Origin of the sequence: Siphonobacter curvatus (assembly GCF_002943425.1) — a bacterium.
In the GTDB taxonomy this organism is placed as follows: domain Bacteria; phylum Bacteroidota; class Bacteroidia; order Cytophagales; family Spirosomataceae; genus Siphonobacter; species Siphonobacter curvatus.
Genome location: NZ_PTRA01000001.1, coordinates 2,812,003 through 2,837,449, shown reverse-complemented (window position 1 = coordinate 2,837,449; position 25,447 = coordinate 2,812,003). Strand labels below are relative to the sequence as shown.

Annotated in this window: 21 protein-coding genes and 1 other RNA gene; 8 read left to right on the top strand and 14 right to left on the bottom strand. The window is 48.2% G+C overall.

Annotation, left to right across the window (positions count from 1 at the left end; all coding sequences use genetic code 11):
- Positions 1-119: 119 nt before the first annotated feature.
- The 6 genes from C5O19_RS11905 to C5O19_RS11880 form a co-directional block, all read right to left on the bottom strand.
- Positions 120-1,268, bottom strand: a complete 1,149-nt coding sequence (locus C5O19_RS11905) for a 3-dehydroquinate synthase (RefSeq protein ID WP_104712395.1) — start codon at positions 1,266-1,268, stop codon at positions 120-122.
- Positions 1,269-1,360: 92 nt separating this feature from the next.
- Positions 1,361-2,236 carry a UbiA-like protein EboC gene (gene eboC / locus C5O19_RS11900; protein WP_243406374.1) on the bottom strand — a complete coding sequence of 292 codons (876 nt, stop codon included), beginning with the start codon at positions 2,234-2,236 and terminating at the stop codon, positions 1,361-1,363.
- 368 nt (positions 2,237-2,604) lie between these two features.
- Entirely contained in the window at positions 2,605-3,504 is a 900-nt protein-coding gene (locus C5O19_RS11895) for a TatD family hydrolase (protein WP_369826594.1), read from the bottom strand.
- A 147-nt stretch (positions 3,505-3,651) separates the two neighbouring features.
- Entirely contained in the window at positions 3,652-4,518 is an 867-nt protein-coding gene (locus C5O19_RS11890) for an EboA domain-containing protein (protein ID WP_104712391.1), read from the bottom strand.
- A gap of 273 nt (positions 4,519-4,791) precedes the next feature.
- Positions 4,792-6,681: a glycoside hydrolase family 88/105 protein gene (locus C5O19_RS11885; protein WP_104712389.1), complete on the bottom strand. Its 1,890-nt coding sequence runs from the start codon at positions 6,679-6,681 to the stop codon at positions 4,792-4,794.
- Between the two features lie 119 nt (positions 6,682-6,800).
- Complete coding sequence (locus tag C5O19_RS11880) at positions 6,801-8,036, bottom strand: DUF819 family protein (RefSeq protein ID WP_104714068.1); 1,236 nt, start codon at positions 8,034-8,036, stop codon at positions 6,801-6,803.
- A 588-nt stretch (positions 8,037-8,624) separates the two neighbouring features.
- Here C5O19_RS11880 and C5O19_RS11875 point away from each other — a divergent pair.
- From C5O19_RS11875 to C5O19_RS11860, 4 genes are all read left to right on the top strand, one after another.
- Positions 8,625-9,104 (top strand): Lrp/AsnC ligand binding domain-containing protein, encoded by a 480-nt coding sequence (locus C5O19_RS11875; RefSeq protein ID WP_104712387.1) that lies wholly within the window; start codon positions 8,625-8,627, stop codon positions 9,102-9,104.
- A 71-nt stretch (positions 9,105-9,175) separates the two neighbouring features.
- Entirely contained in the window at positions 9,176-10,639 is a 1,464-nt protein-coding gene (gene sufB / locus C5O19_RS11870; RefSeq protein ID WP_102201544.1) for a Fe-S cluster assembly protein SufB, read from the top strand.
- A gap of 149 nt (positions 10,640-10,788) precedes the next feature.
- Positions 10,789-11,811 (top strand): RluA family pseudouridine synthase, encoded by a 1,023-nt coding sequence (locus C5O19_RS11865; RefSeq protein WP_104712385.1) that lies wholly within the window; start codon positions 10,789-10,791, stop codon positions 11,809-11,811.
- A gap of 168 nt (positions 11,812-11,979) precedes the next feature.
- A complete protein-coding gene (locus C5O19_RS11860; RefSeq protein ID WP_104712382.1) occupies positions 11,980-12,429 on the top strand; it encodes a GNAT family N-acetyltransferase in 450 nt (149 codons plus the stop codon).
- 118 nt (positions 12,430-12,547) lie between these two features.
- On the opposite strand, the gene C5O19_RS11855 is transcribed toward C5O19_RS11860, so the two are convergent.
- On the bottom strand, positions 12,548-13,174 hold the full coding sequence (locus C5O19_RS11855) for a carbonic anhydrase (RefSeq protein WP_104712379.1): 627 nt from the start codon (positions 13,172-13,174) through the stop codon (positions 12,548-12,550).
- A 247-nt stretch (positions 13,175-13,421) separates the two neighbouring features.
- Positions 13,422-13,796, bottom strand: a complete 375-nt coding sequence (locus C5O19_RS11850; RefSeq protein WP_104712377.1) for a winged helix-turn-helix transcriptional regulator — start codon at positions 13,794-13,796, stop codon at positions 13,422-13,424.
- A gap of 98 nt (positions 13,797-13,894) precedes the next feature.
- Here C5O19_RS11850 and C5O19_RS11845 point away from each other — a divergent pair, with 98 nt between their 5' ends.
- From C5O19_RS11845 to C5O19_RS11825, 4 genes are all read left to right on the top strand, one after another.
- Positions 13,895-14,425, top strand: a complete 531-nt coding sequence (locus C5O19_RS11845) for an NAD(P)H-dependent oxidoreductase (protein ID WP_104712374.1) — start codon at positions 13,895-13,897, stop codon at positions 14,423-14,425.
- A 1,011-nt stretch (positions 14,426-15,436) separates the two neighbouring features.
- Entirely contained in the window at positions 15,437-16,738 is a 1,302-nt protein-coding gene (locus tag C5O19_RS11835; RefSeq protein WP_104712369.1) for a rhamnogalacturonan acetylesterase, read from the top strand.
- 169 nt (positions 16,739-16,907) lie between these two features.
- On the top strand, positions 16,908-17,696 hold the full coding sequence (locus tag C5O19_RS11830) for a rhamnogalacturonan acetylesterase (protein ID WP_104712367.1): 789 nt from the start codon (positions 16,908-16,910) through the stop codon (positions 17,694-17,696).
- 59 nt (positions 17,697-17,755) lie between these two features.
- Positions 17,756-18,883, top strand: coding sequence for a glycoside hydrolase family 88/105 protein (locus C5O19_RS11825; protein ID WP_104712364.1), 1,128 nt, complete (start codon positions 17,756-17,758; stop codon positions 18,881-18,883).
- A 127-nt stretch (positions 18,884-19,010) separates the two neighbouring features.
- On the opposite strand, the gene trmD is transcribed toward C5O19_RS11825, so the two are convergent.
- The 6 genes from trmD to C5O19_RS11795 all read right to left on the bottom strand — a co-directional run bounded on the left by trmD (position 19,011) and on the right by C5O19_RS11795 (position 25,389).
- On the bottom strand, positions 19,011-19,685 hold the full coding sequence (gene trmD, locus C5O19_RS11820) for a tRNA (guanosine(37)-N1)-methyltransferase TrmD (RefSeq protein ID WP_104712362.1): 675 nt from the start codon (positions 19,683-19,685) through the stop codon (positions 19,011-19,013).
- A 77-nt stretch (positions 19,686-19,762) separates the two neighbouring features.
- Positions 19,763-20,332, bottom strand: coding sequence for a ribosome maturation factor RimM (rimM, locus tag C5O19_RS11815; RefSeq protein ID WP_094812993.1), 570 nt, complete (start codon positions 20,330-20,332; stop codon positions 19,763-19,765).
- 137 nt (positions 20,333-20,469) lie between these two features.
- Positions 20,470-21,015 (bottom strand): 30S ribosomal protein S16, encoded by a 546-nt coding sequence (locus C5O19_RS11810; protein ID WP_104712360.1) that lies wholly within the window; start codon positions 21,013-21,015, stop codon positions 20,470-20,472.
- A 488-nt stretch (positions 21,016-21,503) separates the two neighbouring features.
- Positions 21,504-23,159 carry an OmpA family protein gene (locus C5O19_RS11805; RefSeq protein ID WP_243406373.1) on the bottom strand — a complete coding sequence of 552 codons (1,656 nt, stop codon included), beginning with the start codon at positions 23,157-23,159 and terminating at the stop codon, positions 21,504-21,506.
- Positions 23,160-23,319: 160 nt separating this feature from the next.
- Positions 23,320-23,716: RNase P RNA component class A (gene rnpB, locus C5O19_RS11800), an RNA gene on the bottom strand.
- 227 nt (positions 23,717-23,943) lie between these two features.
- Positions 23,944-25,389, bottom strand: coding sequence for a DUF4403 family protein (locus tag C5O19_RS11795; protein ID WP_104712354.1), 1,446 nt, complete (start codon positions 25,387-25,389; stop codon positions 23,944-23,946).
- Positions 25,390-25,447: the final 58 nt, after the last annotated feature.

Genomic DNA, 25,447 nt, shown 5'->3' with positions numbered 1-25,447 from the left:
GGAACCCCTCCGGGGTTTTGTGATTGATGAAGGGGAATGGTTGATTCAAAAGTAAAACAATCGTCAAACCTGAAACCAATCAAACCTTCTCAAACGGCACACTACTTGCAAACCCTAATTTACACCGTTTCCCCCTGTAAAACCACGACGGCTTTCTGAATAAGTACAGTATCCATTTCGTGAACCTCCACGCCTACGCCGATGGCATCGAGTAGAGTGATCGTCAGGCGACCGCCCAGGTGTTCCTGAAATTCCCGTAATCCGTTGATAAGATGGACGGAATCCTGTTCCGCCAGAGCGGGATGATATAGCTTGAAACCCAGTTCGTGCAATACCTGAATGACGCGTTGCGTATCGGTTTCGGACAGACGACCCGTCAATTGCGAGTAATAGGTATCCAAAGCTATGCCAATGGCTACAGCTTCCCCGTGACGAACTTCAAAATGGGTCAGGTATTCCAGCTTGTGAGCCGCCCAATGCCCAAAATCTAGGGGGCGGGCGGAACCACTCTCGAAGGGATCGCCACCGCTGATATGCTGCATGTGCAGTTCAGCACAACGGTGAATGAGGTATTGCATGGCCGCTTCGTCGCGTTGAGCCAGTGCTTTGGCATTCGCTTCAAGCCATTCGAAAAAGACTTTATCCTTGATGAGAGCTACCTTAATTGCTTCGGAAATACCGGAACGCCAGTCGCGGTCGTCGAGCGTACGCAGAAAAGCCGTATCGTTGAAGACGGCTACGGGCGGAGCGAAGGTGCCCAGAAAGTTCTTCTTACCCCGGTAATTAATACCGTTTTTCACGCCAACTCCCGAATCGTTCTGGGATAAGACGGTCGTTGGAATCCGGATGTGTTTGACGCCCCGGTGCGATACGGCGGCAGCGTAACCCACCAAATCGAGTACGGCACCGCCTCCAATGGCTGCTACGAACGAGTGCCGGTCAATGCCGTACTGATCGACGGCCTCGACGATCTGATCAAATAGAGCCGGAGCGTTTTTTGCCGCTTCACCGCCGGGAATAACCAGCCACTCGGGAACCAGTGAAAGTGTGGGTACGGATTCGAAATAGTGCGTAATCTGGCTTTGTAAGGTCGGATGAGCCGCTAGGACACCCGAATCGATACAGAAGAATATCTTTTTGCGAAAATCACGTTCGCCGTATTGACTGAGGAAATCCCGAAGTTTTGGATTCTGGGGATCAAATAACTGCTGCGTGAAGATCACCGGATACGAAAAGGTGACTGCAAATCGCTGCTGAATGGTTTCCATGGACTGAGTTTAAATTATAGAGTTTAGAGTTTAGAGTCCAGGGTTCTGAGTTTTTTTCAACTCTAGACCCTAAACTATAAACTCTCAACTCGCTATGTTACGGCGAACCATTTGGCTAGTTGTAACGAGAATGGTAACAATAGTAAAGTAGCAAGGGCCAGGGGCCAGGCTCCGAAAGCCATACACCAGGCCGCGTTCATTAAAATAAGGGAGAGTACACCCGCTTTTACGGCCTTGCCAATATTGGGCCCAATGGGATTCTGATACGCTCGAAGGAGAGGTCTGAATACCATGACGGCGTGTAACAAAACCAGCGGTACGGTTTCCAGTACATGTCCCTGGCTATAACCGATGTATAGTTGAGCCAGTTCTACCACGGCAAATAAAATTCCCGCGAATAACATGGTCCGCGAATGACCGCCGTGCACTTCGCCCCGGCTGATCATGGTAACGGCTGCAATGAAAATAATGGGAAGAAATCCAAGCCCATACCATTCAAACATGGCATCGGGAATGATGCTAATCCCTAACAGGAGATTTAAGCCCCGGCATAAGCCCATGTTGAGGGGACCAAGGATAGAGTCGTGTTTGGCGAAGCGATTGTAACTCAGGGTAAGTACGGCAATGGCCGCCGCCAGAATACCGCTTTCGGTACTGCACAGACTGGCCGCAGCGATGCCCAGTAAATGCAAAAGTGTACCCTGAAAAATGGCAGCTTCGACGGGTACTTGTCCACTGGGAATGGGTCGCTCGGGACGCTCGACGGCATCGAGTTGGGCGTCGAATACATCATTGAAAACGACGCCACCGCCGTACAGACCAATCGTGGCAACACTCAGGGCAAGAAAAGGTTGCCAGTCGAATACAGTCGAAAGTACCCCGGCGATGGCGGCCCCCGCCCATACATCCGCAATGGACGTAACAATGTTGGCGGGCCGCATCAACTGGAGGTAGGGCTTAATGGTCAAGACTTTAGTAGGCTATGAATAGGATTATCGAATGAAATGCGAAACGGTCAAACCGAAAAGGCTAGCAATTTAATCAACAAGGTTGACAAATAAACGGCTTGAGGTTTGAAGTTTAACTTTAGTTTAAGGTTTGAAAATAGTTGTTGGTTGATTGCTATGAGTTGTTGATACATAAATAGAATAGATGACAAAATCTGAAACTCCTTTCCCCAGTATTCAATGCAGAAAGAAACGTCTGGCAAGGAATACCTAGGAAAGGCGTTTAGTTTTGTCTTACGTACCTCAAATAACAAACAATCTAATAAGCTTTTCGAAAAGCTATTCTGATGAAAGCCTACTAACAACTACCAACCAACAACTTAAGACCCCTAGTTAATAAACAGCGAGTCTTTGTCAATCCGCGGTTGCTGTCCACCGCGCAGGATCGTATTGCCGTTGAATTTCTGACTTTGATCGATCTCGCCTCCGAATTCTTCTTCAAAAATCTGACCGCTTTTGCCGAAAGCATCCAGTGCATTCTGGTACGTCACGAGGCGAATGGCTTCGTCTGAAATACCTTTCATTTTCATCAACGCGGCCGTCTTAGGAACGGCCAGCGGATCGGAAATACCCCAGTCGGCGGCCGAATTGACCATAATCCGCTCGGGACCGTATTGCCGTACTACCTCAACCATACGTTCATTGCCCATTTTTGTAAACGGATAAATGGTAAAGGCTGCCCAGAACCCCTGATCGAGTACACTTTTTACCGTTTCCTCATTGTTATGATCAATGATGACCATGCCGGGATCCAGCCCGTGTTCGAGAGCAATGGCCATACTGCGTTCAGTGCCCTGCTTTTTATCCCGGTGCGGTGTATGGATCTGTACCGGAAGATTGGCTTCCTTCGCTAGTTCGAGCTGGAGGCGGTAGTACTTTTCTTCAGCGGGCGTCTGATCGTCAAAACCAATTTCGCCTACGCCGACCACGCCTTCCTTGTAAATGAACAAAGGCAAAACTTCCATCACCTGCTCGGCCAGAGCTTCGTTATTGGCTTCGCGGGAATTTAGACCAATCGTGCAATAATGTTTGATGCCAAATTGCGAAGAACGAAAGCGTTCCCAACCTACCAGACTACTGAAATAATCCTTGAACGAGGCTACGCCCGTACGCGGTTGCCCAAGCCAGAAGGCGGGTTCAATCAGTGCCACGATTCCGGCGTCGGCCATGGCCTGATAGTCGTCGGTAGTACGCGAGGTCATGTGTACGTGCGGGTCGAAGAACTTCATGCCCTGAATCGACTCGCGGTACTGATTCCACTGCAAATTGCTGTGGGTAATTTCTTCTTTATTTTCCTCGAAATGGGAGGGGTTTAATTCGTGCTGACACATAAGCAGTACAATTCCGAAGAATCGATTATAAAACAGTAAAAGCCATTAAGCCAGTTGTGTATCTACGTTTTCCCAACGCAGTTGCTCCGCATGTTCGATCGGAAATTGTCGCCCTAAGGCACGGGCCGGTTCGAAGTTAGTTTCGTTGCAAAGGAGAGCCGCGGCCTGCCGATCTACTGCTCGGTCGGAGGTAAACAAACGCTGGAGATCGGGCAACATCGATTCGTTGACAAAGGGTACGACCATTTGCCAGGCCCGAGCAGGTACGTACCGACCGGCGGCCCAGCGTTCGTGAGCAAAATCAACCAGAATCCGGGCCAGGCTAGGATTGCTCCGTTCCACCAATCCAACGATACTACCCACGGATTTATCGTTAAAAATGGTTTTCATAACCAGCTGGTTCCAGGCGGGTTCGGGAAATTGTTCGGACGGATAGGGGTTTCCCAAGGCCAGTGCCTCGAATACCAGACCCATATTGGAGCGAACGGCTTCCGTCGCCCGAAACAGCCAGGCTTCGGGATAGGGCAGTACGGGCAATGACGCATACAAGGCGACCAGTTCATTCATTTCCGCCGTGTCAAAAAGCGTTTCGACCGCTTGAATGAATGCTTCGCGATTCTCCAGAGGCAGCTGTAGTAACAGATAAAGCCGCGTTACCCGGTCGAGCGGCCAGGCCAGTAACCGGAATCCGGGACGGAGTTCGGCCAGTTCTTGCCGACGTTCAGCCGAGAGTGATACGGGTTGTTTGCCCGTGAAACGGGGAGCGGCTACAAAAGCCATGAGCAGGGCCGAAGTACTGGAGCGGTCTACGCGGGAAAACAGCCATTGCCGGCCATTCTCGGGAAGTTGTTCAGTCAGAATTTCCTCCAGTCTTTGTCGGAGTAGTCGTATAGAATCAAGAGGCACAGTCATACGCAGAAAAACCGGTCGGGCCGGGTTCAATCATTTCCTGCAAAAATACCAAAGCCTTTTGAGTTTCTATTTGATTTATATCATTGATGCGACTGAACTAGGTTTTTTGAGGGATGAAGCCGGGAAGGGTGCAAACCAAAAGAATCCGAAAGCTCTACCGCTTCCGGATTCTTGGACTAAAGGACTGGTAGTTTAATTAACTTAGTAGATCCATACGATCGAACCCCTTTTACTCAACAAACCCACCAACAACTTACAACAATCAACCAATAACTATTTCTTCAACAGCCACTTACTCAACTCTTTCGCTGCTTTGAAGTTTTCAAATTCCATCGGCAGGCGTTTGCCGTTGAGGTATTCGTTGTAAATCCAGGGATCGCCCAGAACAAAGACACGGCCTTTGCCTACTTCAGCTACGGCCATAATCTGGTCGCCATTGGCGGTTAGTACGGGTTTGGCCGGGGCTTTCGTCGTTAGGGTAACGACCTCTTTCACGAAGATTTTTTTCGTATCGCCGAATACGGGATGATTGCTCTCAAACACAAATTTACCCTGGTCGTACACGTTGTTTTTTACCATGTTGACGTTTTTGTCGGTGAATTGAATGCCAAACTTACCCGCCAGAATATTGAAGTTTTTGATCTCGGCATTGGACGTGTCATTTGCTAGCAGTACCAGCGTACCACCTCCTTTTACCCAATCGGCAATCACTTTGGCGTAAGCCTCGGTCATGTAATTGGGCTGAGGCGTTTCCTTTTTCGTATCCGGATCAACGATGATATAGACGTTCAGTTTTTTGAGCGAAGCCACCGTTGGTGCTTCGGGTACGGATTCCGTTTTGGCCCCGTAATCCCGGAAAATGCTGCCCCAGAGTGAATAACCCGAGTCGCGGTAATCTTCCCAGGTATAGTGAAAACGCTCCCCTTTGCTGGTCCGCTCGTTGTTGAAGAAGTAATCCAGCCCTACGGTTTTGCCCTTACCTATGCTAAGCTCGGGAATGGTTTCCATTTCGATACTGGCCAAAATGAAGGGACCAACGCCTTTCAAATCATCCAGCCGAATCTTTTCGCTCAGGTAATATTCGTAACTGCCATCGCGGTACGGATCGCCGCCGAGGCCACCCACACTCACCGTTTTATCGAGGTGTACTAGTCCCTTATCATCGGTTTTAATGAATTCTTTCAGCATACCCGCATAACCTTTCTGAGCGGCTTTCAGGTACGAAGCATCCAACAAGCCCGTGCGTACGCCTTTGGCTAAGCCGTACACAAACATGCTCGAAGCCGACGCTTCTAAATAATTTCCTTCCTTGCCGCCTTTGTCAGTTACCTGCCACCAGCAGCCACTGGCTGGGTCCTGATACTTGACTACGGCGGGCATGAGTCGCTTGTAAATGGCCACCAGTTCCGGACGTTTCGGATGATCCATCGGAAAATAATCCAGTACGTCCACCAGAGCCATCACGTACCAGCCAATGGCCCGTCCCCAAAAGTTCGGCGACTTCCCCGTTTTCGGATCCGCCCATTTCTGCTGGCGACTTTCGTCATAGGCGTGATACAGCAATCCCGTTTTTTCATCACGGGAATTCTTTTCCATCCAAATAAACTGATTGGCAATGTCGTCGAAGTGTTTCGGCTCCTTAAAAATCAGGGCGTACTCAGCAGAAAAGGGTTCAGCCATGTACAATCCATCCAGCCACATCTGATTGGGATAGCGTTTTTTGTGCCAATAACCCCCTTCTTTGGTGCGGGGTTGCGTTTCCAACTGACTATGCACAAACTGAGCCGCTTTGAGATACTTTTCCTTACCCGTTTGCTGGTATAGCATTAGCAGAAGCCGCCCCGTGGGAATATTATCGATGTTGTAGTCGTCGAATTTATAGGTGCGAATGTCGCCCTGATCGTTGACGTACGCATCGATACTTTTCTGGATGTAGTGAAAGTATTTGCCATCGCCCGTACGTTCCCAGACCCGGTTGAGGGCATTGAGCAGTACCCCCTGTTCGTAATTCCAGTGGTTGGATTTGAGAACCTGTACCGTAGACGAATCAGCAGCTTGGGCGAGCATGGAGTTAGCCATCCGCACGGACCAGGGTTCCTGAGCGAACGTACCCAGGGCCAGTGCCGTACCAAGGATGCTTAGTACCAAACGACGAAGAAACATAGGAAGTAAAATAGGAGTGAATACACTTTCCTAAAAGATGCCTGTTTTCAGGGCAAGCCCTTAGAGCAGGTACAAAATTTCGCCTAATACCTACGCTTGGTCTTTTATCAGCTTACCCCTTAATAGGCTGCCCATTGCATCAGTAATCCCGTCAGATATCCACAGTAGGTACCGATGGCGTACCCTAAAATGGCCAGCAATACACCTACCGGAGCCAGGGAAGGGTGAAAAGCCGCCGCCACTACGGGAGCCGAAGCGGGTCCGCCGATGGCCGCCTGCGACCCCACCGCCATGAAGAAAAAGGGAGCATTCAGGAAACGGGCCGCTATTAGAACGAATAGACCGTGAATGGAAATCCAGATGATACCCACGGCAAACAGGCCCGGATTATCCGCGATAGCCCAAAGGTCCATTTTCAGACCAATGGTAGCGATGAGTATGTACAGAAAAACGCTGCCAATCCGCGACGCTCCTACGTGTTCAAGCTGGCGTAATGGGGTGAAAGACAATAGGATGCCGGTGATGGTAGCGAAAGATATGATCCAGAAAACTTTGGAAGTTAGACTGAAGCGTTCCAGAACGGGGTATTGTTTCAGAATGGGAACGACGGTATCCGCTACCACGTGAGCCAGTCCCGTGACCCCTAGACCAAGGCCCAGAATCATCAGCAAATCCCGCAGTTGCGGAATACGTTCGTTTTGGGCCTGATAGGTTTCGAGTTGGACCTGTACATCTTTGATGGCTGAAGCGTCGGCTTTGAACAGGCGGTCAATGGCCAAGGCTTTGCCCGCTCCGTAGATCATCACGGCCATCCACAATTCACCGATGATAATGTCTACCGCAACGCTTTGCGAAAACAGCTTTTCGGAGGGCCGGAATATTTCCTTCAGAGCCGCCTGATTGGCTCCGCCGCCGGTCCAGCTTCCAGCAATCGTGGCCAAACCTTTCCATACGGCATCCGCTCCTTCACCACCCACGGTTGCCGGAGAGAACTGTTTCACGATCCAGACCGCAAGGGGGCCGCCAATTACCACACCCACAATACCCGCCAAAAAGACCATTACGGTTTTCAAACCCAATCGTTTCAACGTTTTCAAATCCATGGAAAGCGTGAACAGGACCAGCGTGGCGGGCAGGAAATACTGCGAAACCACCTGATAGATGGCTGATTCATCACCTACAACCTGCGGAGCGAATACACCTGCCGTCGTGAGTAGGCCGGGAATAAAGTAACACAGTAAGACGGGAGGGACGAGTTCGTAAAACTTTTTTAGGGAAGGAAACGTGGAAGTATAAAACACGAGTCCTAATACGGCACACAGAATTCCCAGTACTACGGCGTAATTTGAAATCATCAGATGAAGCGGACAATGGAAAAATAAAAGACGCGAAATAAAGGGAAAGCATTGGTAAACGTTTGGCAAAAGCCAAAAACCGTAGATTTTTCGATTAAAAAAAAACACGCAATCCCCAGCGAGGTTGCGTGTCAGAATTACACTTCATCAACAAACTAAAAACCAAATAAAACTACTGCCATTTCTTAACTATTCCGAATAATATAGGCAAAAAATTCTTACGGACGAAAGATCCGTGAGAAAAATGCCTGGAAATGTTATTGGAATAAATGGAACTAAGAGCTGTAGGAGAAGGATTCGAACCTCCACGAAGCGGTTAGATACAGCACAAAATTTGGTGGTCAACCCCAGTCGGACTTGCCCGGCTTTATACTGATTTTTTCCCGAACTCTTCACCCCCGAGACAGGAGGGCATGGCTGCCAATTTCATCACCCTACAGTGTGGAACAGCTTGTCGCTTTTGACATGACAAAGGTACGGTAATCAGGAAGCGTTTTGCAAGAGTTGTAGTAAAAATTTATAAAATTTACGATATTATTAATTTTTAGATCGTATTATTGATTAATTATTAATGAAATTACTGAACCGATGGATCGAAATTACGAGATTGATAACGTAGACCTGAAGATTCTGGGCCTGCTCATGCAGGATGCCACTATGCCCTATACCGAAATCGGGAAGCGAATTTTTGTTTCAGGTGGCACTGTACACGTACGTATGCGGAAAATGGAGCAAATGGGCATTGTCAAAGGCTCGACGCTCATGATTGATCATGCCCGACTGGGCTGGGATATTTCTGCTTTCCTAGGCATTTACCTGGATAAAAGCTCGCTGTACGCCGAAGTTGCCGAAAAGCTTTCCCTGATTCCGGAAGTCGTCAATATTCATTACACGACGGGGATTTATTCCATTTTCGCCAAAATCGTTTGCCGGGATACGACACACTTGCGGGAAGTTCTGCACGATAAGATTCAGAAAGTGGCCGGAATTCAGCGGACCGAAACGTTTATATCGCTGGAAGAGAGCGTTTCAAGGCCCGTTCCCTTCGCCGAACCCGTGCAGGGGTAAATTTATCCTCCCGGAGGAACGTTCTACCGCGGGTTTTGTTATATTTTTGCATAAATCTCTGACAAGCAAACATGGCGAAGGAAGCAGATATCCTAGAAGAAATCACCAGTTCCGAATATAAATACGGGTTTGAAACCCTGATCGAAGCCGATGAAGCTCCGGTTGGGCTTAGCGAAGATATTGTACGATTTATTTCGGCAAAAAAGAATGAACCCGAGTGGATGCTGGAATGGCGGTTGAAGGCCTACCGCCTGTGGTTGGAAATGAAAGAGCCTAACTGGGCTAATGTCGATTACCAGAAAGTAGATTATCAAAGCATTAAATATTACTCGGCTCCCAAGCAGAAGAAAACGGTGGAGTCGCTGGATGATATTGATCCGGAATTACGCCGTACCTTCGAACGCCTGGGTATTTCTCTGAAAGAACAGGAGCGGATCGCTGGAGTAGAGCGTCTTTCGGGTGTAGCCGTAGATGCCGTTATTGATTCGGTTTCTATTGCCACGACGTTTAAGAAAGATCTGGCCGAACGCGGGATCATTTTCTGTTCCATGACGGAAGCCATTCATGAGCATCCCGAGCTGGTCAAGAAATACCTGGGTTCTGTAGTACCCGCGAAAGATAACTTCTTTGCGGCCCTGAACGCTGCTGTGTTCTCTGATGGTTCATTCTGTTACATTCCCAAAGGTGTACGTTGCCCGATGGAATTGTCCACGTATTTCCGGATTAACGCGGCAGGTACGGGTCAGTTCGAGCGGACGCTGATCGTAGCCGATGAAGGTAGCTACGTTAGTTACCTGGAAGGATGTACGGCTCCGATGCGGGACGAAAATCAGCTGCACGCGGCTGTCGTAGAGCTGGTCGCTGCTGAAAACGCAGAGATCAAATATTCAACCGTACAGAACTGGTACCCCGGCGATAAAGAAGGAAAAGGAGGGATTTATAACTTCGTAACCAAACGCGGTATCTGCGATGGTGCGAACGCCAAAATCTCCTGGACGCAGGTGGAAACGGGCTCGGCTGTAACCTGGAAATACCCCTCGGTTATCCTGAAAGGGGATAACTCCATTGGTGAATTCTATTCCGTAGCGGTTACGAATAATTTCCAGCAGGCGGATACGGGTACCAAAATGATTCACATCGGAAAGAATACGAAATCACGGATCGTTTCGAAGGGAATTTCGGCTGGCCGCTCGCAAAACTCCTACCGGGGCTTAGTGGAAGTCATGAAGCGGGCCGAAAATGCTCGTAACTTCTCCCAGTGTGACTCGTTACTGCTGGGTGATAAATGCGGAGCTCACACATTCCCGTATATCGAAGTGAAGAATAGCACGGCGACCGTGGAGCACGAAGCTACTACTTCTAAAATTGGAGAAGATCAGTTGTTTTACTGTAATCAACGTGGTATTCCTTCCGAAGCCGCCGTTGCTCTGATTGTAAACGGATACGCCAAGGAAGTATTGAACCAACTGCCCATGGAATTTGCGGTAGAGGCTCAGAAACTGCTCGAAATTAGCCTGGAAGGAAGCGTAGGATAATCTGTAGAAATAGCGACGGAATACGAATCATAAAAGTGACCTTTTACCGTATTGTAAGGAGCATTACTAACGCTCTTTTCTGATACAAAGATCAAAAACCCCTGCCTTTCCAAAGGCGGGGGTTTGTTTTACCAAAGACTTGATGGGGTATGAGTACTGAACCCGAAGAATTAGAAGACGAATTATACGAACACCACCGGATCCTGGTGGATGCGGGCCAGAAATTGACCCGTATTGATCAGTTTCTGACGGAGAAAATTCCGAATGCCACCCGTACTAAAATTCAGGCGGGTATTGAAGCGGAAGGTGTCAAAATAAATGGCAAGCCAATCAAACCCAGCTATAAAGTTAAACCGCTGGATGAGATTGTCATTTCCTTACCCAAGCCTCCACGGGCTGAAAACGAACTGATTCCGCAGGATATTCCGCTGGATATTCGTTACGAAGATGACGATATACTGGTCCTTTACAAACCCGCGGGTATGGTCGTTCATCCAGCGTACGGAAACTGGGATGGCACCTTGGTGAATGCTCTTATTTACCACTTTCAACACCTGCCCACGGGACGAAACGGTGAGATTCGTCCGGGCTTGGTACACCGCATTGATAAAGATACTTCGGGGTTGATGGTCGTTGCCAAAAACGATTACGCCATGAGTCACCTCGCCCGACAGTTTTTCGAACACACCATCGAACGAACCTATTACGCGTTGGTTTGGGGCGAACCGAAAGAGGACACGGGTACAATACGCGGTCATATCGGTCGGAGTTCCAAGGATCGGAAAGTGATGGATGTGTATCCCGATGGGGATTACGGAAAACCTGCCGTTACCCACTACAAAGTTCTGAAACGCCTAAAGTACGTGAGTTTGGTTCAATGCAATCTGGAAACCGGTCGTACGCACCAGATTCGGGCTCACATGCGGCATTTGGGCCATCCGCTGTTCAACGATGCCATGTACGGCGGTGACCGGATCGTGAAAGGCACTATCTTTACCCGATACCGGCAGTTTGTCGAAAACTGTTTCGCGTTATGCTCCCGGCAGGCCTTGCACGCCAAGTCTATCGGTTTTGAACATCCCAAAACTAAAGAATGGCTCCAATTTGACTCCGACCTGGCCCCGGACATCGTGGCCGTCATGGAAAAATGGGAAGCCTACAGTCAGGGGTAGGGTTCTAAGTTTTCAGTTTAGCGGTTTTAGCTTTCAGTGACTTGTAAGTGTGTTCAGGCACCATCTGACGCAACATTTGGCATCGAATACACTGAAAACTAAAACTCCATCAAACCTGAAAACTCAAGACGACGCCTATTGAATAACTGCAAACCCTAAACGCTTCCCATGAGTACGATTATTCGCCGGGCGACGCCCGCAGATGTACCCTCCATTTATCAATTAATTGTAGAGCTGGCCGAGTACGAAAAAGCTTTACATGAAGTCAAAAATACACCCGAGCAGTTACTGAAAGACGGCTTTGGCGAACAGCCCTTATACGGTACCATTGTAGCGGAAGTAAATGGTGAAGTGGTAGGCATGTCACTATACTACTACCGTTATTCGACCTGGAAAGGCAAACGCCTGTACCTCGAAGATCTGATCATCAAAGAAGCGTATCGCGGATACGGTTTAGGCAAGCGATTGCTCGAAGCCACCGTGGAAGAAGCCCGGCAAACTCAGTGCTCGGGCCTGATGTGGCAGGTGCTGGACTGGAACGAACCTTCCATTGAATTCTACAAGAAATTCGGAGCTAAGCTCGATGGCGAGTGGATTAACTGCCATGTAGATTTATAAACAAAGCCCCGGTTGATGCCGGGGCTTTTGTTTGGTAAGGACCTGAATCCAAAAACAGCCCCATCATGATGGAGCTGTTTGAGGGATGTTGCTATGAAGGTAGGCAATCCAATCTACCTTAGTCGAGATGATAGATCTCCCGGATATTTTCCAGTAACTTGATAAAATCGATTTCCAAATCGATCAGTTTACCCGAGTGTACGTCAAAGACCCAGCCATGAACCGTAAGATCCCGATCCCGGCGGGCTCTCTGTACTTCGGCCGTTTTCAGAACATTGATGCATTGTTCTTCTACGTTCAATTCTACCAGTCGCTTATACCGTGCTTCTTCGTCTTCAATCTGGTTGAGCTCATCTTTATGAGTCCGGTATACATCACGAATATTTCTTAACCATGGGTTCAAAATCCCCAAATCAGCGGATTTCATAGCTGCCTGCACCCCACCGCAATAGTAGTGACCGCAAACGACAATATGGTTGACTTTGAGATGATCCACCGCATAGTTAATGACCGACATTACGCCTAAATCTGTATTGGGAACCATATTGGCGATGTTCCGGAGCACAAAGACATCACCCGGAGATAAACCCATCAGTTCTTCGGCGGATACGCGGCTATCTGAACAACCAATGTAAAGAATGTCCGGCGTTTGTCCCTTCGATAGGTCATTGAAATAGGATGGGTCTATATCTAGCTTCTTTTGAACCCAGTCCTGGTTGTTGGTAAAAATTTGTTTAATGTCCATTAGTGTGTCCTTTGTGTGAAAACGTCATATATAGCTACTAAATAAACGGGGCCTACTACTTTTTGTTTAAAAAGGAATACTAGGCTAAGTGATCTGGATTACGAGTGGGTGGCTGGAAACGAAAAAGAACGGGCTACTACAGGAAACGAATCATTTCCGCAGTAAAAGGAATTTCCTTTGCTTCGTCGCAGTCGCTTAGCGGAGCGTGACCAGGATCGGCAGAAATGGCGACTGCCGCATGCATGCGTCAGAAAGGGTCCGTAGCATCCTTTAGTTGCTTGTGTTTCTCTCCCCATTTTTCGAGTTGCTGAATGATGGGCTTCAATTCGTAGCCAATGGGCGTCAGCTCATATTCCACGCGTGGTGGTACTTCGGCGTAGACGGTTCGGGTGACCATTTGATCTTCCTCTAATTTTCGTAGTTGTAGCGTCAGCATTCGTTCGCTGATGTTGGGCAACCGTTTTTTGAGCTCGCTAAATCTCAGCTTACCATTGATTAGCCAGGAACAGATGACCAGTGCCCATTGTCCGCCAATAATGTTGGCGGCATACACCTCCGGGCATTCCTCTGCTAAAGCGGTTTTATTCGCAAAATTGGTTGAAGCTGCTTTAACCTTGGTCATTACTTACATTTTTTATAGTGTCTCACAATGGGGCGTTGATGTACAGACTTAAATAAGTTACTCTTTACTTTGCAAGGGTATTTTAAAATAAAGTTTTCATGAAAACACTAGTGATCGTTATTCATCCGGATCTTAAACATTCAGTTGTCAATAAGCGATGGATTGAAGAGCTAAATAAATTTCCTGAACAATACGTAGTTCATTCGTTATATGAAAGCTATCCGGATGAGAAAATTGATGTTGAGGCCGAACAGAAAATGCTGGAGAAGTACGATAAAATTATATTTCAGTTTCCCTATTACTGGTTTAATTCTCCTCCACTTTTCAAAAAATGGCTGGACGAAGTTTTGACGCATGGCTGGGCTTATGGGAGTAAAAGCGGGTTCAAAGTTTCAGGTAAGAAAATGGCACTAGCCATCTCCTTAGGGGGTGACGAGCACGAATTCGCTCCGGGAGAGCGATACAAATATACACTAGAAGAGCTAACCCGTCCATTCGAGTTGACTTTTGAATACGTGAAAGCAGATTATCAGCCGTTTTTTGCTTACTTCGGCATCGAGCATAATACCTCGGTGGAATGGGTCGAGAGAAGCGTGCCCCTGTACATGGATTTTTTAAATCGTTTTTAAATTAGTTACACGGTTGTTGGTGTAGTTCTCAAACACTAACAACCGCAATACAGGTAAGAGGTATAACTATTGTAGAATAAGGAAGTTTTAATATACCGATGAAACATTTTACTTTTCGTTTATTAATGTAAAATTAGTAGTTGTTATTAATGAAGAATTAGTTGGTGAAAATTGATTTAAATTAAAAATAGATTACGGAATTTTTCTTATTTATTTAAATGAAGTTATATATTTATATAATAGGTGGCTTTTGATTGAAAAAACGATAATTAAATTTAGTTGTCTTTATTTTTCTTCAAAGTTAAGGGATAGCTTAATCTGGCAAAGATTGATATAGTCATTACATTGACTATTAAAAAATCCCAATAGTTGCTCTGAATAATGGTCATAAGTCAGTCACTGATTAATTAATTTTCTTTCGAATGCAAGAAGATCGAAAGCCCTAGCAAAAGTAGATCAGTGGACTTTGATTTAACGTAAGTTAGTGGTCGCCAAAGGGTCTTGCCTGCCTCCGCATTTTCACTCCTCACCAGTACATCTTGCCTCTGTCACTTACCTGAAATCGGTTAACCATACTTGCTGAGCTTATCTGCAATGAACCATACAAAGGGCCGAAGTTCGACTGATGCCAAATGGCTGGGTAAGATTCAGCATGGGCACGGGTTGCTGTCAGCAGGACTTCGGATGCCAGAGAAAGACTGACAAGCCGTTTCAGTTACTGAAACGGACGCTTCCAAAGTTGAACGAAACGGGTAGATCGATTGAAAAGCGGTTCAGAAAAAGGAGGCAGTTCGTATACTGTCTGAAAAATACTGGCAGATACTCGCGTTCAATCCCGAAGAAAACGTTGCTATTGAAGTAATTAAACGGATTTTTGTACCCGTTCAGTCCAACGCTTTTCATAGGTATACTTCCAAAGGTCTAGATAAACCCAAAACCAGCAAGCCCTGATAGTACGGGTTGCTAAAGGATCGCTTTTGCATGTACCATTGTATCCATTATCATTTTTCTATGTTTCGATTAGCCTTTTTTGGTATTCTTTCGCTCGGTGTTACCACGGTAATGGCCCAATCGTACCGCTTTGACTTTGGGGCGGGCCCGGTGGCTCGTGGTTATACGAAGGTGACGCCCGAAATGCAGTACACGCCTGAGCGGGGGTACGGATTTCTGCCGGGTTCTCCGGTACAGGGTTTATACGCCGTTCGCTACATACGCGATTACGTGACGAGTACGCAGCCCTTCTTTTTCTCCGTAAAGCTTCCTGAGGGTACGTATGACGTAAAGCTTTTGTTGGGGGATGAAAAAGATGTTTCGTACACGACGGTTAAGGCAGAAAACCGGCGGTTGATGCTGGAAAAGGTAGAAACCAAACCCCGGAAATTCGTTTGGAAAACGTTCACGGTGAATGTCCGTACCGCCCGAATCACGGATACCGATTCGGTACGACTGAAACCGCGTGAAAAAGATTACTTCCAGTGGGATGACCAGCTTACGTTTGAATTTACGGACGTTTTACCGAAAGTGGCCGCCTTGGAAATTCGTCCGAATACGAAGGCCCAGACGATTTATCTGGCCGGAAATTCTACCGTAGTCGATCAGGCCCAGGAACCTTACGCCGCCTGGGGTCAGATGATTCCCCGCTTTTTCAAGCCTGAAAAGATCGTCGTGGCCAATCACGCCGAATCGGGGGAATCCCTGCGGAGTTTTCTGGCGGAAAAACGACTGGCGAAAATCCTGAGCGTAATCAAACCCAATGATTATCTGTTCATTGAGTTCGCTCATAACGATCAAAAGCAGAATGATTTACAGCCCTTTGTAGGGTATAAGGACTTGCTCAAACAGTACATCAAGGCGGTTCGGGAAAAGGGAGCGAAACCCGTGTTGGTTACATCCATGCACCGGCGAAACTTTGACCAACAGGGGCGTATCATCAATACGCTCGGCGATTTTCCCGAGGCCATGCGACAAACGGCAAAGGAAGAAAACGTACCGCTAATCGACCTGAATGCGATGAGCAAAACCCTCTGGGAAGCACTGGGACCGCAGGATTCGGAGAAAGCTTTTGTCCACGTAGCAGCGGGGACCTTGCCCGGCGTGACGAAGGATATTCACGACAATACGCACTTTAGTAATTACGGAGCGTACCTGCTGGTTCAGTGTGTCATCAGTGGTATTAAAGCGGCCCAACTGGATATTGCCAGTGAGCTGACGGAGGATACCCCGGCGTTTGATCCGGCTCGACCCACCTCCTATGAACGGTGGAAATTCCCAGCCAGTCCTTTCATTAAAAATGTGAAACCAGATGGGAATTAAGAGGGCTAACAGGCTTTTCACCCAATGCTCATACGGAGACATCTTTCTGGGCTAGAGAAAAATGAATGTCGTACCTGCGGAAGGTTGCAAACCTACGGAACGAAACGCAGCTCGACGGATTCTTGCATTACGTATGCAACCAATACCTAATGACCTATAACCTAATACGATGACTTCACTCAAACGGCTTTGCTTACTATTTCTGGTCGCTATCGTTGCTCTGGCTGCCCGGCCTACGGTCAAACCAACCCTGTATCTGATTGGTGATTCGACCGTAAAAAATGGGTCCGATAAGGGCGATAAAGGCCTCTGGGGCTGGGGCCATTTCCTACCCGAGTTCTTTGATACCACCCGCATTCACATCGAGAACCACGCCATTGGCGGGCGTTCCAGCCGAACCTTTCATACCGAGGGCCGCTGGGAGAAAATTCTGTCCCGCCTGCAACCCGGCGATTACGTGCTGATGCAGTTTGGTCATAACGATGCCGGAGCTTTGGATGATACGGCCCGGGCTCGTGGTACCATTCGGGGCATTGGTGAGGAAACCAAAGACATTTACAATCCCATTCAAAAACGTCCCGAAACGGTTCATACCTACGGCTGGTACATGAAAAAGTACATCACCGAAGCTCAGGCTAAGGGAGCTATCCCGGTGGTGCTCTCGCTGGTACCGCGAAACGTCTGGAAAGAGGGAAAAGTAGCCCGGGGATCGCAGGATTACGGCCTTTGGGCGAAACAGGTAGCCGAGCAAACGGGGGCCAAGTTTATTGATCTCAACGAAATCGTAGCGAAGCAGTACGAAGCAATCGGGCAGGAGCGGGTCACAAAAGAGCATTTTACCGAAGTCGACCATACTCACACCTCACTCGCCGGAGCGAAGCTCAACGCCGCTGCGGTCGTAGAAGGGGTACGGGCCACCAAAGGATTAAAACTGACCCGATATCTGATCAAAAAATAAGTCAGGCTAGGAGGGATACCCGATGGAGTGCCCGTCTTACTCTAAACGCAGTTGATTGTATGAAGCTAAAATTCCTTCCCATTCTGGGCGTATTTCTTTTCAGTACGGGCCTCCAGGCTCAGAAGCTTTCCAAAACGAAAGATATTCTGGAGCCGATGCAGCGGGCCAATGCGTACTTCAAGAAAAAATGGCCGGATACGGGCAAAGAAATTGTAACCAATATTGCTCGTCCCAGTAACATCTGGACCCGGGCCGTGTACTACGAAGGGCTACTGGCTCTTCACGACATTGATCGTAAGAAAGAGTACCTGGATTATGCCTACAGTTGGGGCGAATCGCATAAGTGGGGATTGCGTGGCGGCATCAAAACCCGCAATGCCGATAACCAGTGTTGCGGCCAGACGTACTTGGCTTTGTATGAAATGAATCCCCAGAAGACGGAGTGCATGCACGACATCAAAGCCAGCATCGATAGTATGATGGCTACGTCGAAAGTGAGCGACTGGACCTGGATTGACGCCATTCAGATGGCCATGCCCGTATTTGCCAAGCTGGGACAAATCACCAAGAATCCGGCCTACTACGAGCGGATGCACGAAATGTACAAGCACTCCAAAGAGGTAGAAGGCGGCAAGGGTCTGTACAATCCGCAGGACAAACTCTGGTGGCGGGATAAGGATTTCGTGCCGCCCTACAAAGAACCCAATGGCGAAGACTGCTACTGGTCGCGGGGGAATGGCTGGGTCGTGGCAGCTCTGGTACGCGTGCTGCAAATCATTCCGAAGGACGCTCCGCATCGGCAGGAATACCAAACCATGCTGGTCGATATGCTCAGTGCACTGGCTCCCATTCAACGGACGGACGGCTTCTGGAATGCTAGCTTACACGACCCGAATAACTACGGCGGAAAAGAAGCCACAGGTACTTCGCTGTTCGTATATGGCATGGCCTGGGGCATTAATCAGGGCATTATTCCCGCGAAAACCTACCGACCTATCGTCGTGAAAGCCTGGAACGCTCTCATCAAAGAATCCGTACAACCCAATGGTTTTCTGGGTTACGTGCAGGGAACGGGGAAAGAACCAAAGGATGGTCAGCCCGTAACAGTCAGTAGCGTGCCCGATTTTGAGGATTATGGACTAGGCTGTTTCCTGCTGGCGGGAAGTGAAGTGTATAAGATGAAATAAAGTTAATGGTTGTTTGTTAGTGGTTGTTGGAGGAGGTGCGAGGTTTCGTCAGCGATCCTTTTTATTATATACTAAAGCAAAAGCCCCGATTCCTGTCGGGGCTTTTGCTTTAGTATGTTTCGTCTTGCTAGGAAAGCAGATCCGGGCGTCGTTGCTGGGTGCGTTCGACGGCCTGTTCGTGTCGCCAGTCCTGAATTTTGGCGTCGTGACCGGAGAGTAGGATGTCCGGAACTCTATGTCCTTCCCACTCCGAAGGCCGCGTATACACGGGCGGAGCGAGCAGATTATCCTGAAATGAATCCGTCAGAGCCGAAGTTTCGTCCCCCAGTACGCCGGGCAGCAAACGAATAATCGCATCTGAAATAACCGAGGCGGCGAGTTCTCCGCCCGACAGTACGTAATCGCCAATACTGATTTCCTTCGTCACGAAAATCTCCCGCAACCGTTCGTCGATGCCTTTGTAATGACCACAAAGGATGATCAGATTTTCGGCCATAGAAAGCGTATTCGCCGTTTTCTGATTAAAACGTTCGCCGTCCGGAGCGGTATAAATGATTTCGTCGTAGGTGCGTTCGGCCTGGAGCTGGCGAATCAACTGAGCAATTGGCTCGATCATCAAAACCATGCCGGCACCGCCTCCAAAGGGATAATCGTCAATCTGTTTGTACTTACCAATGCCGTAATCGTGCAGGTTATGAATGTGAACTTCCACGTGGCCTTTGTCCTGAGCCCGTTTAACAATCGAGTTCTGGAAAAAACTATCCAACAATTCCGGTACGGCACTAATAATATCTAAACGCATGACAGAATAAATAAAACCGTTCGGGTACAGAGTCCGAACCGTATGAAACCAAAATCAATAATGATCAATGCCTAGGGCTACGCTTCCTCGTCCGCATCATCCCGTTCTTCCGAATCTTTGGCTTCGCTCATGTAAATATCGAGTAAGCCCTCGGGAAGCGTAACGCTGAGGGTTTTAGCCTCGTGATCGGCCTCGCCGATGATTTCGTCGATGACGGGAATCAGTACCTCCTTGCCTTCATAATCCATCACCATCAGGTCCTGGAGCGAGAAGCTGGCAAATTCGCGTACCGTTCCTAATGGCCCCACGTTAGTATCAACCACTTGGTAACCAATCACATCGTGGAAGTAAAACTGATCGTCGTCCAGCTCCGGCAGGTTATCCAGCGTCAGCCAGAGTTTGGCTCCTACCAGCGGCGTCGCTTTCTCGATGGAGGTGATGTCTTCAAATTTGGCAATGATTTTATTGGATTGGATATTGAGGTCTTCAATAAAGTACGGAATCAGTTGCCCTTTGACTTCGAGTAGCACGCTATCGAGGTCTTCGTATTCAAACGGATCATCTACTTCAAAAAGTAGCTGCACTTCGCCTTTCAGGCCGTGCACTTTCGTAATCCGTCCTAATTCATAACAATCTTCTTTGTTCATAGCAGTAGCGGTGGGCCGTAGCTCGTTGCTGACAGCCGTTAAAAATAGAAGGGAATCTCCGAATCAATCGCCTAAAAATGAAGCAAGTCCGCCGGGAGACCCGCCAGACTTGCCAAAAATCTTTACTCGAAAAGAGCTTATTCAGCTGCTTCAGTAGTCGTAGCTTCACCTTCAGCTGCAGGAGCTTCTTCAGCAGCAGCCTCTTCAGCGGGAGCTTCTTCTACAACCGGAGCATTTTTCTTCGCCAAAGCTTCTGCACGAGCGGCATTTACTTTAGATTCTGCTTCCAGACGAGCTTTTTTGTCATCAGCTTTTTTACCAGCAATACCTTCCGTAGCTGCAGTTACCTGAGCATCTTTCGTTTGCTTCCAGCTGGCAAATTTTTCATCAGCTTGCTCCTGAGAAATGGCTCCTTTGTTCACACCCACTTGAAGGTGTTTTTTCAGCATCAGACCTTTGTACGACAAAATCGCACGAGCGGTATCCGTAGGCTGAGCACCATTCAACAACCATTTTACTGCACTTGTTTCGTTCAGAACGATGGTAGCAGGTTGGGTGTTAGGATCATACGTTCCCAGTTTCTCGATGAAACGACCGTCACGAGGAGCACGAGCGTCAGCAACAACGACATCGTACATAGCATGTTTCTTGCGACCGCGACGGGCTAAGCGAATTTTAACCATTGTAGTTGGGTTTGTGGGGGAACCCGTCCCCCGGTTTCCGAATTGGAATGCAAAGGTACGGAATAGTTTTTAATAATTGAGTTTTGAGTTTAGGGTTTTCTGTTTTGAGTTTTCAGTTTTAGCGGCCGCCGTTGCGGTTACCTATGAAGTAAACCCGCTAAAGTTAGTGGGACGGGTTGTCCGTAGCATTTGCTACGGACGCAAACGTTGGTAGGCTGTGCCTACCTGGGCTGGCCAAGTCCCCGCATTGCATACGCGGCTAATGACATGGAACCCCTCCGGGATTTGCAATCTCATGCATTATAAATGCACAGCAGACGGGTTCCAAATTGCAAATCTGGAACAGAGAGTAGATCTAATCTTAAATAAAAAAAGAAAGGGTTTCAAGCCGATTTACCCAGCCTAAAACCCTTTCTATGGTATGTTAAGAAAATTCAAAACTGCAGCGGTGACCACCCAAAACGGAAAACCGTAAACTCTAAACTCCCTTAATTTCCTGGGTAATTCTTCCAGTTATTCAGCGGTAAGATCCGTAGCTCTACGCGGCGGTTGCGTTGCATCCCTGCGTTGGGCTTGTCATTCGGGGCGATGGGCCGGAATTCACCGTACCATTCGATCGTCACCCGGCTGGGATCTTTCAAACCATACCGCGTCAGGTATTTTTTAACGGCTTGTGTACGTCTTCTCGACAGCTTCATATTGTACGAATCCGATGCCCGGCGGTCCGTGTGACCTACTACTACGACGCGGCATTCCGTGGCGTTGTTGAGGTAGGAGATAACATCGTCCAACAGGCGTTTAGCTTCGGGCTGAATCGTGGCCTGATCGGTTCTGAATTCTACGTTACCGAAAATCTGCGTGCAGGTTTCTTTCGGCGTTTTAGCATCTACGAAAGGTTGCAGCAATTGCTGTAAATTCATCGCCACGCCCGAACCCGACACGATACTGTTCGCGGGCGTATTGGGTTCCTGATCGTATAAATCCGCTACGCCATCCCCATCGGAGTCCGTATACAAACGCGGATCCACTTCACCCGGCATAATTGCTTTAACCCGGGCCAGAGCGGTATCAACCGTTGGGTTGTAAGGAGCCGGAATCAGGTCTTTCGGGTCGGTCCAGCGGAGATGATACATTTCTCCTTTCTTCGTGGAGTATTTGCCCTGATCGCTTACCTGCGAAGCCCGCTTTCCGAACTTATACGTAATTTCAAAAGCCAGCGTACCGTATTTATCATAGGCCGAATCACCACGACGGAAAGAGTTATTGCCATTGGGTGAGGCGTAGATTTCGCTGGGAAGCGAGTTGTCGTAGCCGCCCAGGGTCATATCCAGCTTTTCGGTGAAGGTATGATTCAGCATATAGTGAATACCTATATCCAGCCGATTGGACCACTCGTACAAGACCCGAATGCCCGTAGGAATGACCAGATCACGCGTGTATTTCGAGCCGCTACCCGTCCAGCCGCCCGCGGTGGTCGAACTGAACGGTCCGTTCGAGAAACGTACCAGTTCTTTCGCGGCATACGTTTTGGGTTCGCCCAGCGAGTTTTCGTATTCAAAATTCCGGATGGAATAAACCTTGGTCCGGTAGTACATATACCCGACGCCCGCAATAAAATCTACCTTCAGGCGGCGAAGTTTCTTGGTACCAAAAAACAGGGATTTCAAGTTAATGTCGGCGTTCAATCCGGCCTGCATAATATCCGAAAAGAAGTAGCTCGGACCATAGGAGAGACCCGCTGAAGGATTAAGTGGGTCGATGTAGACGAATCGGTCCTTGCTACCACTGAGTTGTCCGAAGCCAAAATTGGCCGAAACACCGAGTAAATGCGTCAGTTGTTTGTTGACCGAAAGTCCACCGAAAAAGGGTGTTTTTTCCCCGGGCCCCGTTGAGAAAAAGTTACCCGTTTGTAAATCTCCGTAGAATTTGCTGATGCCCCCGTGAGCGGTTACCGACCACGTATGCATTTTATTGAACCCCTCGTACGAACGACGTAACCGTTTGCTTTCGGCTTCGGCCAGTACTTTCTGCTGGTTTTGTTCCTCCAGCGTCATCGGAGTTTGATATTTTTTATCGGGAGTTTGGGCCCAGAGCGACCCCAAACTTATGCTAACGAGAAAGATAGACAGAAGGCTTCGTTTCATAGGTACAGTACGTGGAAAGCAATTCCGGTTGATAGAATGCTTTAGCTCAGAAGTTTTCAGCGTAGTGGTTAAACAGTTCAGGTTTTCCCGTGAAGAAAACCAAAAAAGGCGTACGAAGGCGACCTTTTGCGGTAAATTAAAACTGAAAACAGCCGATAGAAATAAAAACAAGCCGATAAGCCGGGTTCTGTCATTTTCACTGGCGAACCAGTAAAAAGTCTTATCATTTATCTAGAACGGCAGTCGCCTGCCGTCTCTAACGACCTACCCACCAGCACCGGACGAGCAGCCCTTCGGTCCTTGCGGACACCGCTGGTTTATTTGGTCTTTCAGCCCGTGAGGTTTACCCTGCCTCAGAAGTCACCCCCTGAGCGGTAGGCTCTTACCCTACCTTTTCACCCTTACTTTCCCAGAAGGAAAGCGGTATTTTTTCTGTGGTACTGGCTGTCAGCCAACCGTCCCCAGTTGACTGCCTACCCGTTAGGTAGCACGGTGCTCTACGCTGCCCGGACTTTCCTCTTCCTGCTTACACCGGAAGCGATAAGATGGCTTGCTTCCCGCAAAGGTACGTGGAGTTTTGCGTTTTCGGTTTTGCGTTTTCAGTTTTAGCCTTCAGCAAGTACCCCAATTTCAGCTAAATGAAGGGCATTCCTGAGGGATTATTCGTTGATTGTTATTGGTTATTAGTAAGAATATAGGGAACTAAATCCCTAAAAAACAAACGCATTACCACCCCGATCATACCTTAAGCGTACTATTCTAACAACTCAAAACTGAAAACTCCCTACAGTCCATCCACGTGCAAATTCACTTTCCCCTTGGCAAAGACTACGGCGTAAATCGAACCAGGCGTCAGGTAAACCTGATCGGGGGTAATCGCATCAATTTTCCCGGATAAGGTTACACCCTTCGTAATTTGCCGATTGGTCAATAGAGCCTGTAACTGCTTTTTTGCTTCGTCAATGGGTTCGCCAACCGGGAAGGTCAGGGCCGATTGCAGCGATTTGCGTAGCTTACTTTGCAAGACCCAGTTGGCGGTTTTTACCAGAAAACTACGCGTATCCAGATCATAATCCAGGTCTTTTAGTGTAACCGACTTGGTGACGGGATCGTAATACGGTACGCCTTTGAAGTAAATATATCCGTCAAGGCTGCCTTTCAGTCCGGCCCGTATTGCCAGCATGTTCGCATCGCCGTATAGTTTGATGGACGTCACTTCTACGGCATACTTACCGTAATTGAATTTCTGTCCCACTACCGTATCGGCTACCATTCGTTCGGCTTCGGCGTGCGAGAGTTCGCTCACCAAGCCAATTTTAAATTCATTCGAGGGGGCAGAGCCAATCTTCAAATTCGGTACCTGATTGACTGCGTTTACGACGGGTTTATCCCCAAAAGCCGTTTCCGTATAGGTTTGAAAACCAATGGTTGACTGAATCGTTTTCCCCACCGTACGGAACGGAGCCATCTGAATGCCTACCGGCGTTATTTTCAGCCAGGTACGGTACTGCTCCGATACCTGATACGGTTGCAACGCCGCATTCCAGGCCTGAACAACGTATTTCTTGATTTCAACGTTTTTAGCCACGGCATCGTCCACCCCTTTTTCCAGCGTGGATTTCTTCGAATCCAGAGCTTTGCCGACGATTCCCGCAACAGGAATGGAAACGGGCCCTAGTTTGAGTACCGGCTTTGTTACCCAATCGTAGCCTTCGAGTTTTGTCGTGGTATGAGCTTCCCAGTTGGGAGCAATCGAGAATCGGGTAGAAAGCCGCACGTCCAGGGCAAAATCCAGTTCTCGTTCCGTTGAAAGCCCAAGCAGACTGTATCGGGCCCGAATCCAGATTTTCAGAGGAACCTTCAGATTCAGCGAACTTTCATTATTGACGCTGGCTCCCGGCGTAACCAGAATGGTACCACGTTTCCAGACCCGAACCATCATATCGTCCTGATCTTCGTAACTCATATCTTCATAGATCAAGTCCGTAAGATTGGCATTGATCTGACGTTCGACTTCTGAAAGAGAGATTTCAACCGGAAGGTTGATGGTTGATAGGTACCGACGACTTTCCACTTGTTTTTTCGTGTAGAGATACGATTCCTTAGGGGCTGACGGATTGCTGGATATGGAACCTTTCGGCCGACAGCCCTCCAATGAAATCAAGAATACAAAACCAACTGCCGCCCAAAAACTACGGGAAAAGGGAATACGGCACAAATAATCAGGCATTTCAGTTTTAAGTTTACAATTTTCTGTTTTCAGTAATAGATTCCGTCGGAGTAGAGGA